This is a genomic window from Longimicrobium sp. (assembly GCF_048594345.1).
GTDB lineage: Bacteria > Gemmatimonadota > Gemmatimonadetes > Longimicrobiales > Longimicrobiaceae > Longimicrobium.
On record NZ_JBMDXM010000227.1, the window covers coordinates 1 to 13,202 of the forward strand.

Genomic DNA, 13,202 nt, shown 5'->3' on the forward strand with positions numbered 1-13,202 from the left:
CCGCACTTCCGCACTCCCCCCCGCCCGCCGCCGGCTGCGCGGCTTCCGGCTCGGCTTCGGGATCCGGGTTGGGCACGGCCTCGGACGTCGGCTCGGACACGTCCTCGCGCTCGGGCGGGGCCAGCAGGTGGTCCAGGGGGACGGATTCGGAGCGCATCCCCTTTCGAAACGGGTCCGCGATCCATCGCGCCACGTTCTGGATAAAGCGCCACACACCGCCCTGCGTGGGCTTTTTGTACGCGGCGTCGGACGGGTCCGTGCCCATCTTGGTGAACACCTGCGTGAGCCACTCCGGCCCGTGCCCGCCCACCTCCAGCTCCGGCAGCCAGCACTCCAGCTCGCCGTTGGGCACCAGGAACACGCCGTACTCCGCCAGCAGCCCCAACAGCCGGTCGGCGATCTCGCGCGCCTCGCCGCCCAGCCGATAGATGCCGCCTGCCTTGTAGTCGGCCGTGTTGATCTGCTGATGCAGGCGGCGGCGCTGCTCCTCCCACGGCTCCCAGAACACCTGCGGCACGAACGCGGACTGCAGCAGGTCGCGAAAGTCCTCGCGCCCCTTGAGCAGGTCCAGGTCCAGCACCGCGGCGGCCGGCAGCCCCATCTCGCGCAGGGGACGGGTGATGCGCCGCACCGTCTGCTTGTTCTGCGCGTTCAGGAACACCACGCCGTCCGCGCCGCCCGCCCGGTGCGCCAGCAGCCGCTCGTTGACCTCGGCGTAGAACACGCGGTCGGCGTCGGCCTCGCACACCACGGCGCCCTCGTGGAACAGCGCGCCCAGCACGCCCGTGGAGCGCAGCAGCGGGTCACGCATCATCGTCACCAGCTTGCCCGAGGGCAGCAGCCGCGCGCCGGGAATGCCCTTGCGGTAGGTGAGCCGGACGATGTTGATGGCCTGCCCGCTGGTGATGCACCCCATCACGAAGTCGGGCGAGTGCGTGGCGGCCAGCAGGTTGGCTCCGCGCTCGGCCGCCAGCTGCGTGAGCCGCTTGCCCAGCTTGCGGATGAGGGGCGGATGCAGGAACGCCTCGGGCTCGTCCACCAGCATGATGCGGTAGTCGGCGCTGAGCACGGCCGCCGTGAGGCCCGTGAACGCGCGGATTCCGTCGCTCATGTGGTCGATGTCCTCGGCGCGGCCGTGGAACGCGCGCGAGCGGTCGCTGATGGACTGCTCCTCGTCGTCGTCCATGGGCGCGCGCTCAGCCATGCGCACACGAAAGTGCGTGCCCTCCGTGGGGTCCAGCACGAAGTACAGCCCGAACGCGTCCGCCGTGATCTCGCGGATGCGCGCGCGGGCCTCGTCGTCGCGGTACAGCGCGCCCAGGTGGTTGGTGGGGTGCGATTCCAGGTCGCCGGCAGGCTGCATCTGCGTGAGCGCCAGCCGCGTCTGCCCGTCCAGCCGCAGGGTGAACAGCCCCAGCAGGTCGCGGCAGATGCGCTCCAGCTCCTCTTCGGTCGGATGCGCCGCATGCTCTGCGGCGGCCAGCAGGGCGGGGAGGTCGATCTCCTGCTCCACCACGGGCTCGGCCGTGTCGGTGGCGCGGCGGCGCGAGTAGCCGCCCGGGGAGCGCAGGCGCATCACCCGCACCACGTCGCCCAGCAGCTCCTCGCCCTCGCCGGTGGCGCGGGAGACGATCATCTCCTCGATGGCGGCGGCGGGAGGCAGCAGCAGCTCCAGCCGCTTGACGATGTGGCGAATGGACTCGCCGCCCGTCTCGATGAAGTCCTCGATCTCGCGCAGGGCCAGGCTCTTGCCCGAGTTGTTGGGCCCCACGAACACGGTCATGGGCCCGGGCGTGAACCGCAGCGGCGTATCGTCCTCATCCGCGCCAAAGCGCAGCGCTACCGTCTTGAGCATCGCGTCGGGGTCGTCCGGCCGCCCCGCGAAGCGCGCTGCGCCTGCCGCGGGGGCCTGGCCGTCGTGTGCCGAAAAGGCGTGCTGATCCGCGCCTTTTGCTCAACTTCAGAGCGAGAAGTGCGCCAGATAGGTGACATCCGCGTTACGTATCGGAACGGAAGAAGATAGAGAAGGCAGGCGAGATCCCGTCGCGATCACGGCCGGATGGGACCGCGCCGCGTTGCAAGGGCGAATCAATTCGCTGCAACAACTACACAAAGTCCGCCTGCGCGCCGCCTGCGCGGACTCGGCGGCCCGGCGGTGTGCGGCGTCCCAGGCGACGGCGCGTCCGCAGCCGGGGTGGTCTGTCGGCTCCGCCCCGGCGGTTGGAAACCGCGGCTGGAAGTTCACGAAGACGGCCTTCGCGGACTGCAGCCGCCCGTTCGGGGGCGCGGCGACGTCTTCGAGCCGTCGGAGAGTAGATTCGTCGTCGCGCACCGGTGTGGTGATGCGGATGGTTCGGCGTGGCGCTCTTCGAAACAACAAACTCTCGGGTTCAAGCAGGTGAAGCCCCGTTCGGCGAGTGCAACGAGCCGAGACGGGGCTTATGGCCTTTCGAGCCGCGGCTTTAGCCGCCCCCGAGGCGCCCCGAGCGGCCCCAACCCTCCACACCCGCCCGACGCAAAGAGGCCCGCCCCCACACCGGGGAGCGGGCCTCATCACATCGCCTGCAACGTACTCTCGTACTCTCGTACTCTCGTACTCTCGTACCCTCGTACCCTCGTACCCTCGTACCCTCGTACCCTCGTACCCTCGTACCCTCGTACCCTCGTACCCTCGTACCCTCGTACCCTCGTACCCTCGTACCCCCTTACGTCTGAAACCCGCTCACCAGCTCCCGCATGCGCTCGGCGGCGTGCAGCAGCTCGGCGCTGCTGGCGGACATCTCCTGCGTGGCGGCGCTCTGCTCCTCGGCGGCGGCGCTCACCTCCTCGGCGCTGGCGGCGTGGGATTCCGACGTGCCGGACACCTCGGCCAGCGCGGCCTCCACGCCTTCCATGGCCGCGGCGTTGCGGGCGGCGGCCTCCTCCACCTGGTCGGCGGCCATGCGCACGCCGTCCACCGCGGCCAGGATCTGCTCCAGCGCGCTGTCGGCGCCGCGCGACACCTCTTCCACGTCCTGCACCTTTTCCGTCCCGCGCGACATGGTCTGCACCACGTCGCTGATGCGGGTGCGGATGCCGGACACGTTCTGCGCCACCTCGTTGGCGGCGCGCGCGGAGCCTTCCGCCAGCTTGCGCACCTCTTCGGCCACCACCGCGAAGCCGCGCCCGTGCTCGCCCGCGCGCGCCGCCTCGATGGCCGCGTTCAGCGCCAGCAGGTTGGTCTGCCGCGCGATGGCGGTGATGGTCTCCACAAAGCGGTCGATCTGGATGGACGCCTGCTCCAGCTCCGTGACCCGCGCCGCGCTGTCCGTCACCACCTCGCGAATCTCCAGCAGCCTTTGCAGCGCCGAGCCCACCTCGGCGCGGCTCTGCGCGGCCACCAGGTGAATCTGCTGCGAAAGCGAGCTCACCATCTGCGAGGAGTTGACGATCTCGGTGGACCGGTGCCCCATCTCCTCCAGCGCCTCGCGGGTGGCCAGCAGCCCGTGCGACTGGCTTTCGGCGCCGCTGGCGATCCCCACCATGGCCGTGGCCACCTCGCCGCTGGACGCCGCCACCTCTTCGGAGATGCTGGACAGGTCCGAGGCAAAGTTGCTGATGCGCTCGGCCGTCCCCACCGTCTCGCCCACGATGGTGCGCAGCTGCCCGGCCATCTGGTCGAAGGTGGACGAGAGGGCAGAGAACTCGCGCGTCATCGCCCCCTGGTCGCCGTTCACCCGCTGGCGCAGGTCGCCGGCGCCCAGCGACTGCGCGCTCACGGCCAGGGCGTCCAGCGGGCGCTGGATCCAGAAGCGCTGGGCGATGTAGATGAGGCCCGCCGTGACGCCCGCGGCCACCAGCGCCACCAGCAGCAGCAGCACCTCGAACCGCCGCGTTTCGCGGCCCATCTGCGCGGCGGCGGCGGACACCTTTTCCGCCTGCGTGGCGCCGATCTCCCGGATGGACTCTTCCAGCTGCAGCGTCTGGGGGCGCACCGCGGCCACGCGGCGCAGGGCGCCCTCGCGGTCGCCCACGTCCACCTGCGCGTGGGCCAGCGCGTACTCCACCTCGATGCGCTGGTGGGACTGCTCCACCGCCGTGATCTTCTGCTGCTCCGCGGTGGTCAGGTCCTCCAGGTCCTTGTACCGGCGCCGCTGCTCGTGGGCGCGGCGGCCGTACTCGGCGTACTGGTGCTGGAACTGCGCGTCGGGGGTGACCAGGTAGCGCTCGCCCGCCGCGATCTGGTTCAGGATGAGCGACTCCAGCTGCGTGCCGATCTCGCTGCTGGTGCGCAGGTCCGAAAGGCGCTTTTCGGTGTCGCGCGAGATGCGGTTCAGGCTCCACACCGCCACCGCGGCGCCGATCAGCACCAGCAGCACGATGATGGCCGCGCCCGCGCGCAGGCGGTTGCGCAGGGTGTCGAAGGTGCCGCCGCCGGGCACGCTCCACGCCGCGCTCATCGCCCCGCCTCCGGCAGCACGATGCCGCCGCCCCGAATGACGCCCAATGTGAACCGCTTGTTCACCGGATCTCCGTTCTGGTCGAATGCCACGCTCCCCGCCACCCCTTCAAAGGCGGGCGAGCCGCCCTCCCGCGCGCCCACCCCCTCCAGCCAGCCGCGGATGGAAGCGGGGTCGCGGTGCCCCTGCTGAAGCGCCCGCGCCAGCAGCCGCACCGCGTCGTACGCCAGCGCCGCCTGCGAGTCGGGGTCTTCCTTGTAGCGCGCCCGGTACCGCTGCACAAAGGCGCGCGCCGAATCGGACATCTGCCCGTGAAACAGCACGCCCACGGCCGTGCCGTCGTAGCGTGCCCCCATCGCGGCCAGCCCTTCGATGCCGTCGCCGCCCAGAAAGCGCGCGGCCAGCCCCACCTCCTGCGCCTGCGCGATGGCCCGCGCCGCCGGATCCTGCAGTCCGGCTACAAAGACCAGGTCCACGCCGCGGCTCTGCATCCGCCGCAGGTAGGGGCGAAAGTCGTCGGTATCGTCCAGAAACGGGTCCATGGCGGCCACGCCGCCCCCCGCCGCGCGCAGGGCGCTGGCAAAGTTGCGGGCGAGCCCCTGGCCGTAGTCGTCGTTTGAATACAGGACGGCGATGCGCCGCCCCATCCCGTTGGCGGCGCGCGCCAGGGCCACGGCGTTGGCGGAGTCGCTGCTCGCCACGCGAAAGATCCACTCCCCAAGCTTGCTGATCTCGGGGCTGGTGGCGCTGGTCGCGACGGCGGGAAGGTGGCCCTGGTACTTTTGCGCGGCCTGGATGGTGGTGCCGGAGTAGACGTGGCCCACCACGGCCAGCACGCTGCGGTCCTGCACCAGCGAGTCGGCGACGGCGATGGCGGTGGCCGGATCGCCCTTGTCGTCCACGATGCGCAGGGCCAGCGTGCGCCCGCCGAACAGGTTGCCGGCGTTCAACTCGTCCACGGCCAGCTGGGCGCCCATCCGCGAGCGCACGCCGTACACGTCGGGCTGTCCCGCGCCGTCGGTCAGCGGCACCGCCAGCCCCAGCACCAGGTCGTTCCCTCCGCCGCCCGCCGTGGCGCAGGCGGCCACGGCCAGCACGGATGCGCAAAGGGCCAGGACTGCGGCGCGCGCGCGGCGCGGCGGCCTGCCTGAGAAGGCGGCGAACGTCATGCGTTGACCGGGGGACGCGCTGCGGTGGAGCAGGAAACGCGGGGAGGAGCCCAAGCTAGGCGCGGGCTAAGAGGTTGTCAACGACGCACCTTCCGCGAAACTGCGACAGTGCCAGGGTCGATATGGCGCATCGTGGCTGGATTTATCTTGAGCTGAAGACGATGGGCCCCACGCAGAGTGAACAGAGTCAACAGAGTGCGGATTCTCGCCCATGCCGCTAACTCCATGTGAGGCAAAGCGGTGCGTCCCATGACGAGACGTCTGCCGGTCGCGTCATCCACCATTGCACGTGGCGGCGGGATCCGCGCCCCTTGCTCCGCGGCTCGCGTCTGGTGAAGCATCGGCAACGGCAGAGGGAAAGAAGCGCGGCAGGGGGCCATCCGCATCTTTTTGAGAAGGATGGATACGGCACCCATCCCTGCCGGAGCGCCACCGCAGCCAGCGGAATGCATCACCCGATGCGCGATCTGGTGAAGTCCGCAATACCGGGGAGATGGCTTCGGCGCGAGGGGCGGAGAGGCGAATGATGCTCATTGAGGATCTGGACTGGTACCGTGCCGTCTGCCTGCAGGAGCGAATAATGAATCCGTGCTACAACTGCACAAAGTCCACCTTCGTGGGCTCGGCGGCGGACCGTGTGCGGCGTCGCATGCACCGGCGCGTCCTCAACCGGAGATCACCGGATTGGATCCCCAATGAACAGAACCGTGGCGCCGACTGCAGAAATCTACTCGCTGCTGCTCGTGGCTGGTCTCAGAGCCGCAAGCAGCGGAACGCCCCGCTGGGCCTCCGTTGCCCGTCCGCCGCGCCGCCGCTACGTTCGGGCGCATGCAGGCTGATCTCTATTACCGTCGTTCTGCGCGTACGCGCGCGGGCGGGTGCGCGTGAGCGCGCACGAGCACGAGGACGAGCTCGACGCCAAGCCCGACGCGCGGTTGCTGCGCCGGCTGGTCGGCTACCTGGCCCCCTACAAGCTGCAGGTGGCCGTTTCGCTGTTCCTGCTGTTTGCCGCGGCGGCGCTGGAGCTGGCGGGCCCGTACCTCACCAAGGTGGCGCTTGACCGCGCGCTCCCCAACCGTGACGTGGGGCTGCTGGGCACGCTGGTGGCCCTGTACATGGGCTCGCTGGTGCTCGCCTTTCTGGCCGAGTACGCGCACACCCTGCTGACCGCGTGGCTGGGGCAGCGCGTGATGTTCGATCTGCGGGGCGAGATTTTCGCGCACCTGCAGCGGCTGTCGCTGCGGTACTTCGATCGGAACCCCGTCGGGCGGCTGATGACGCGGGTGACCAACGACGTGGAGCAGCTGAACGAGGCGTTCTCGTCGGGGCTGGTCACCATCTTTGGCGACGTGTTCACGCTGCTCTTCATCGTGGGGATGATGGTGCAGCTGGACTGGCGGCTGGCGCTGGTGACGTTCACCACGCTGCCGTTCGTCGCGCTGGCCACCTTCTTTTTCCGCGGCCTCATCCGCCGCGCCTACCGCGACATCCGCGTGCGGCTGGCGCGGATCAACGCGTTCACGCAGGAGCACGTCAGCGGCATTCGCGTCGTCCAGCTGTTTGGCCGCGAGGCGCCGGTGTTCGCGCGCTTCAAGCAGGTGAACGCGGACCACCTGGAAGCGCACCTGCGCTCCATCACCTACTACGCGCTCTTCTTTCCCGTCATCGAGGTGCTCACCGCCGTCGCCCTGGCGCTCATCCTGTGGTACGGCGGCGGCGAGACGCTGCAGGGGACGATGACGGTGGGCGTGGTGGCGGCGTTCCTTCAGTACACGCGCCGCTTTTTCCGGCCCATCCAGGACCTGTCGGAAAAGTACAACATCCTGCAGGGGGCCATGGCCGCCTCGGAGCGCATCTTCGAGCTGCTGGACACGCAGCCGGAGGTGCTGGACGATCCGGAGCCGCTGCACCTGCCGGCGCCGGGGCGCGGCGAGATCGAGTTCCGCGACGTCTGGTTCCGCTACGGCGACGAGGACGAGTGGGTGCTCAAGGGCGTCAGCTTTGTCGCGCGGCCGGGGGAGCGCGTGGCCATCGTCGGCGCGACGGGGGCGGGCAAGAGCACGATCATCTCCCTGCTCATGCGCTTCTATGACGCCACCAGGGGAGAGGTTCTGTTCGACGGCGTGCCGATCCGCCGCGTCCCCGTTCCGGAGCTGCGCAGCCGGGTGAGCCTGGTGCTGCAGGACGTGTTTCTGTTCAGCGAGGACGTGGCCTCCAACATCCGCCTGGGAGAGACGGACATCCCGGACGAGCGGGTGCGCGAGGCGGCGCGTCGGGTAGGCGCGGAGCCGTTCATCGCGCGGCTTCCCGGCGGATATGCGCAGCCACTGGGCGAGCGCGGCACCTCGCTCTCGGTGGGCGAGCGGCAGCTGGTGAGCTTTGCGCGTGCCCTGGCGTTTGACCCGCTGGTGCTGGTGCTGGACGAGGCGACCAGCTCGGTGGACTCGGAGCTGGAAGCGCACATCGAGCAGGCGCTGACGGAGCTGATGCGCGGCCGTACCTCGCTGGTGATCGCGCACCGGCTGTCCACCGTACAGAGCGCGGACCAGATCCTGGTGCTGCACCACGGCGAGATTCGCGAGCGCGGCACGCACGGCGAGCTGCTGCGCCGCGGCGGCCTGTACGCGCGGCTGCACGAGCTTCAGTTCGTCCGCAGCGGGGCGGTTTCGGCGGACGCGGCGTAGGTGTGAGGGTGTGAGGGTGTGAGGGTGTGAGGGTGTGAGGGTGTGAGGGAGGCGTTGAACTGCGTCCGCGGGGTGCCCCTCCCCGGCCCCTCCCCGTTCGTTCCTCACGGAGAGGGGAGAACTTCGATCCCGCTGCGAAAGGTGCGTCGCACCTCCCTCCCCCGCGCAGTTTGCGGGGGAGGGCCGGGGAGGGGGGCGGCCCACCATCTCGCCTCCAACTCTCCGAAGCGCTCCAAAGGCTGCCTCACACCGCAACCTTCCCCGGCAGTTTCGGGGGAGGTGGGCCGGTGGTGCCGGCCCGGAGGGGGCCTGCGCCGGCCCGTCCGCGGCACCCCGCGACACGGTGTGACGTTGATCCCCTCTCCCACTCAGTTTGTGGGAGAGGGCAGGCGAGGAACGAGCCGGGTGAGAGCCCCCCTCCGCGTCGACGCCGTAACCATTGACGCACCATCTGCGACACCCTGTGGAGGCAGCTTCTCGCACCTTGATCCCCTCGCCTTTTTAGACCATCTTTATACGATACGGGTCAGAAGCATCTGGCGATTTGTCGCTCGTCTACCTCGGTCTCTCTCCGGTGCGGTCCTCTCCGAGGTCCGCCCTTTCGTATTTTTCCTCTGAACGCAGCCTCTTCCATGCGTTACGCAGCCCTCGGCCTTCTGCTGGCCGCCCTTCCCGCGACGGTGCTGGCGCAGGGCACGCCCGCGCCCGCGGGTGGCGATCCGCACGCCGGCGCGCCTTCGATCTCCGCGGTGCGCGCCACGGGCGCCGTGCGCGTGGACGGCCGCCTGGACGACGCGGCGTGGGGCGCCACCACCCCTGCCACGCAGCTCACCCAGCTGGAGCCCGCCGAGGGCCGGCCCGTCTCCGAGCGCACCGAGGTGCGCGTGCTGTACGACGACGAGGCGCTGTACGTGGGCGTGCGCCTGCACGATTCCGCCCCCGTGACCACGCGGCTGGGGCGGCGCGACATGAGCATGGAGGCGTCGGACTGGCTTACCGTCATCCTGGACAGCTACCACGACCACCGCACCGCCTTCGGCTTCGAGCTGAACCCGTCGGGTGTGCGGCGCGACCAGACGCGCAGCGAAGAAACGGGCGAGGACGACTCGTGGGATCCGGTGTGGGTGGGCGAAACCAGCGTGGACAGCGGCGGGTGGACGGCGGAGATGCGCATCCCCTTCAGCCAGCTGCGCTTCAACACGGCCGCCTCGCAGACGTGGGGAATCCAGGTGGAACGCCAGATCGCCCGCAAGGGCGAGTTTGCCGTGCTCGCCTTTACCCCCGCCACGCAGCCGGGCGGCATCCCCCGCTTTGGGCACCTGGAGGGGCTGGCGAACGTGCGCACCGGCAAGCGGCTGGAGGTGCTGCCGTACACCGTGGTCAAGGCCGAGCACGTGGAGCGCGGCGACAACCCGTTCCGCGAGGACCGCGAGTACTCCCCCTCCGTCGGCGCCGACCTCAAGTACCGGCTTACCTCGGACCTTACGCTGGACGCCACCATCAACCCCGACTTCGGGCAGGTGGAGGTGGATCCGGCGGAGGTGAACCTGTCGGCGATCGAGACCCGCTTTCAGGAGCGGCGCCCGTTCTTCGTGGAGGGCGCCGACATCTTCAACTTTGGCGCGGGGGGCGGCAACACCGCCTTCTACTCGCGCCGCATCGGCCGTACGCCGCAGGTGCCGGTGGGCTACACCTTGGCCGACGTGCCGATCGAAACCCGCATCCTGGGCGCGGCCAAGATCTCGGGCCGCACGCGCGACGGGTGGTCGGTGGGGCTGCTGAACGCGGTGACCGGGCGTGAGGAGGCGCGCTTCATCGACATCGGTGCCGAGGGCGATTCGCTGCGCGGACGCCAGGCGGTGGAGCCCCTGAGCAACTACTTCGTGGGTCGCCTGCGCCGCGAGCTGCGCGGCGGGCAGACGGTGGTGGGCGGCATGTTCACCGCGCTCAACCGCGACCTGGACGAGGATGCGCTGCGCAACCGGCTGCACGGCGCCGCGTACAACGGCGGGGTGGACTTTCGCCACCAGTGGAAGAACCGCGAGTGGCAGCTGCGGGGCTTCGTCTCCGGCAGCCACATCCGCGGCGACCGCCGGGCCATCGCCCGCACGCAGCTGGTGCAGTCGTTCCACTACTTTCAGCGGCCGGACCAGGACGAGGTGCGCTTCGACAGCTTGCGCACCTCGCTGAGCGGCGTGTCGACGGAGTTCCAGCTTTCGTACCGTCCCGGCCGCCACTGGCGCCCCGCGCTGCTGGTGGGCACCACCACGCCGGGCTACGACGTGAACGACATGGGCTTTCAGTACCGCGCCAACCGCGCGGACCTGCAGGGCACGCTGTCGTACGTGGAGAACCGGCCCGGCAAGACGTTCCGCAACTACCAGTTCAACGGCTACGCCCGCGGCGAGTGGAACTACGACGGCGACCACATCTACAACAACTTCTCGCTCACCAGCTTTGGCCAGTTCCTGAACTTCTGGTTCGCCGAGGTCACGGTGGGCACCACGCTCCCCGGCTCGGTGGACGACAAGCTCACCTGGGGCGGGCCCCTGGCGCGGCGGCCGGGCGTGTTTCGGATGGACGCCACCGTAGGGTCCGACGACCGCAAGGCGGTGATGGGGCTGCTGCAGGGCCTGGTCACCCGCGATGACGAAGGCGGGTCGACGATGCTGATGGGTGCGCAGCTGCAGCTGAAGCCTTCGCCCCGCTGGAACCTGTCGATCACCCCCCTCTACGAGCGCAGCCGGGTGGGCGCGCAGTACATCATGTCGACCGCCGACGCGGCGGCGGTGAACACCTTTGGCCGGCGCTACGTGCTGTCGGAGCTGGAGCAGACCACGCTGTCGCTGGAGACGCGCCTGAACGTGACGTTCACCACCGACCTGTCGCTGCAGGTGTACGCGCAGCCGTTCCTGTCCAGCGCCGACTACGGCACCCCCGCGGAGCTGGCCAGGCCGCGCACCTACGACTTCGACGTGTACGGCGAGGACGTGGGCGACCTGGAGACTGTCGAGGGCGGCTACTACGTGTATCCGCAGGGCGTGGGCGAGGGGCAGCCGCGCTTCTTCGTCGCCAACCGCGACTTCAACCTGCGCAGCTTGCGGGGGAACGCCGTGCTGCGCTGGGAGTGGCGGCCGGGAAGCACCCTGTACCTGGCGTGGCAGCAGGATCGCAGCGACTACGCGCCGTACGTAGGAGACTTCAGCATGAGCCGCGACCGCCGCGCGCTGTTCGACGCCCAGCCTGACAACGTGCTGGTGCTGAAGGTGAGCTACTGGCTGAATCCCTGAGGGAGTACGGAAGTACGAAAGTGCGGGAGTACGAAAGTACGGGAGTGCGCTGGATGATCTCTCGAGCCGCCGGATGAGCACTCGGGGATGATGATGGATGCAAACGCGCACCGTGGCTGATTGCCGCGGTGCGCGTTTTGTTTGAAGCCCAAACCGAGAAAACCCCGGCTGTCACGCGGAGGGCGCGGAGGCGCGGAGAAATGAAGGGAGGCGCGAATGATGGATTTATCCGCGCCTCTTCTTTTCCTCCGCGCCTCCGCGTGATCCTTCTTTCGCCCTACCGCGATTCGGTGTCCGCGCGGCGCTCGACGGGAGCGTTCTCGGGCCACATGCGGTAGCGGCCTTTGAGCATGGGAGCCAGCGCGGCGAGCATCCCCGAAACCGTCTGGTACCGCTCGCCCGGGTCCGTCTGCATCGCGCGCAGGATCACGGCTTCCAGGTCGCGCGGCATGCCGGACAAATGGGCCCGCGGCGGAACGGGCGGCATCTTGATCTGCGGATAGCGCTGCTCCAGCTCGCGCGTGGTCAGCTCGCGGTCGGGGGTGGCGGTGCGCTCCACCACCCGCGCCACCGGCTCGTCGTCCTCGTCCTCGTCATCCCAGTCGTTCCACTCCTCCTCGTCCTCTTCCGCCGGCTCCTCGTGCGCCCACTTGCCGGTAAGCAGCTCGTACAGCAGCGCGCCCAGGCCGTACACGTCGGTGGCGGGGGTAAGCGGCTCCTTGAGCACCTGCTCGGGCGCCATGTACGGCGCCGTCCCCAGGCGGTCGGCGGGGCGGCGCACCGGCTCGATCTCGCGCACCACGTCAAAGTCCAGCAGCACCGGCACCCCTTCGCGCAGGTGGATGTTGCCGGGCTTCAGGTCGCGGTACAGGTATCCGCAGCGGTGCAGGTAGTGAATGGCCGCGCCCACGTGCATGATGGCGCGGATGGCGTCGGGCGTGTGCAGGCGGCGCTTGGGAAGCCCCTCCAGCACGTCGAAGAGCGACGGGCCGGCCAGGTACTCCATCAGGATGTACGGCCGGCCCTCTTCTTCCTTGGACCCGAACAGGCGCACGATGTTGGGGTGCCGCAGCTTTTCCAGCACCTCGGCCTCGCGGCGAAAGGCGACGGGGGCCACGCCGTTCTCCAGGAACTCCGGGCGCAGCACCTTGCCCGTGAGCGCGCACCAGTGGCGGTTGCTCCACACCTGGTACAGCTCCGACATGCGCCCGCACGCCAGGTGGCCAATGATGGTGAGCTCGCCCAGGCGGTCGCCCACGCCCAGGGAAAACTTTTCCCGCGGGCGCACCGGGTCGTGCGTCCACCTGCGCGCCGCCGCCAGCCCCTGGTACCGTGCACGCGCGACCGCCGCTGCTGCCATCGGAATGTCTTTGAACAAGTTGCGGAACGCAGTGCCGTCCCGCGGACCCAATCGGGGAAAATCGCTGATTCTGCCTACGCAACGGCCGTACCCCAACCACTTCGCGCGTCGACTTTCCCATGCGCGTTCGTACGTCCCTGAAAAGAATGCCTCACACGGAGTCAACCGAGTGAACGGAGTTTTCTCGTGCCGCTTCTTCCGGGCTTCTCGTGTGGGGCGGAGTTTTAAAAGAATGCCTCACACAGAGTTAGCAGAGTCAA

Annotated in this window: 7 protein-coding genes; 2 read left to right on the plus strand and 5 right to left on the minus strand. The window is 69.3% G+C overall.

What is annotated here, in order from left to right:
* From ACOJUJ_RS23970 to ACOJUJ_RS23985, 4 genes are all read right to left on the minus strand, one after another.
* A partial coding sequence (locus ACOJUJ_RS23970; RefSeq protein WP_420129449.1) for an AAA family ATPase occupies positions 1–1,855 on the minus strand: 1,855 nt, incomplete at its 3' end.
* 105 nt (positions 1,856–1,960) lie between these two features.
* Positions 1,961–2,332 (minus strand): hypothetical protein, encoded by a 372-nt coding sequence (locus ACOJUJ_RS23975; RefSeq protein ID WP_420129450.1) that lies wholly within the window; start codon positions 2,330–2,332, stop codon positions 1,961–1,963.
* A 373-nt stretch (positions 2,333–2,705) separates the two neighbouring features.
* Positions 2,706–4,439, minus strand: a complete 1,734-nt coding sequence (locus tag ACOJUJ_RS23980; RefSeq protein ID WP_420129451.1) for a methyl-accepting chemotaxis protein — start codon at positions 4,437–4,439, stop codon at positions 2,706–2,708.
* Positions 4,436–5,608: a branched-chain amino acid ABC transporter substrate-binding protein gene (locus tag ACOJUJ_RS23985; protein ID WP_420129452.1), complete on the minus strand. Its 1,173-nt coding sequence runs from the start codon at positions 5,606–5,608 to the stop codon at positions 4,436–4,438. Before ACOJUJ_RS23985 ends, ACOJUJ_RS23980 begins: the two co-directional genes overlap by 4 nt.
* A gap of 884 nt (positions 5,609–6,492) precedes the next feature.
* On the opposite strand from ACOJUJ_RS23985, the gene ACOJUJ_RS23990 reads away from it, so the two are divergent.
* The gene (locus ACOJUJ_RS23990; protein WP_420129453.1) at positions 6,493–8,292 is read left to right on the plus strand and encodes an ABC transporter ATP-binding protein; all 1,800 of its coding nucleotides are present in this window, start codon (positions 6,493–6,495) and stop codon (positions 8,290–8,292) included.
* Between the two features lie 632 nt (positions 8,293–8,924).
* On the plus strand, positions 8,925–11,582 hold the full coding sequence (locus ACOJUJ_RS23995) for a DUF5916 domain-containing protein (RefSeq protein WP_420129454.1): 2,658 nt from the start codon (positions 8,925–8,927) through the stop codon (positions 11,580–11,582).
* 277 nt (positions 11,583–11,859) lie between these two features.
* Here ACOJUJ_RS23995 and ACOJUJ_RS24000 read toward each other — a convergent pair whose 3' ends face one another.
* Positions 11,860–12,942, minus strand: a complete 1,083-nt coding sequence (locus tag ACOJUJ_RS24000; protein ID WP_420129455.1) for a serine/threonine-protein kinase — start codon at positions 12,940–12,942, stop codon at positions 11,860–11,862.
* Positions 12,943–13,202 lie beyond the last annotated feature (260 nt).

Excerpts from the sequence above, each read along its gene's own strand:
- ACOJUJ_RS23995 (WP_420129454.1), top strand. The coding sequence starts at position 8,925 with ATGCGTTACGCAGCCCTCGGCCTTCTGCTGGCCGCCCTTCCCGCGACG.
- ACOJUJ_RS23980 (WP_420129451.1), bottom strand. The coding sequence starts at position 4,439 with ATGAGCGCGGCGTGGAGCGTGCCCGGCGGCGGCACCTTCGACACCCTG.
- ACOJUJ_RS23985 (WP_420129452.1), bottom strand. The coding sequence starts at position 5,608 with ATGACGTTCGCCGCCTTCTCAGGCAGGCCGCCGCGCCGCGCGCGCGCC.
- ACOJUJ_RS24000 (WP_420129455.1), bottom strand. The coding sequence starts at position 12,942 with ATGGCAGCAGCGGCGGTCGCGCGTGCACGGTACCAGGGGCTGGCGGCG.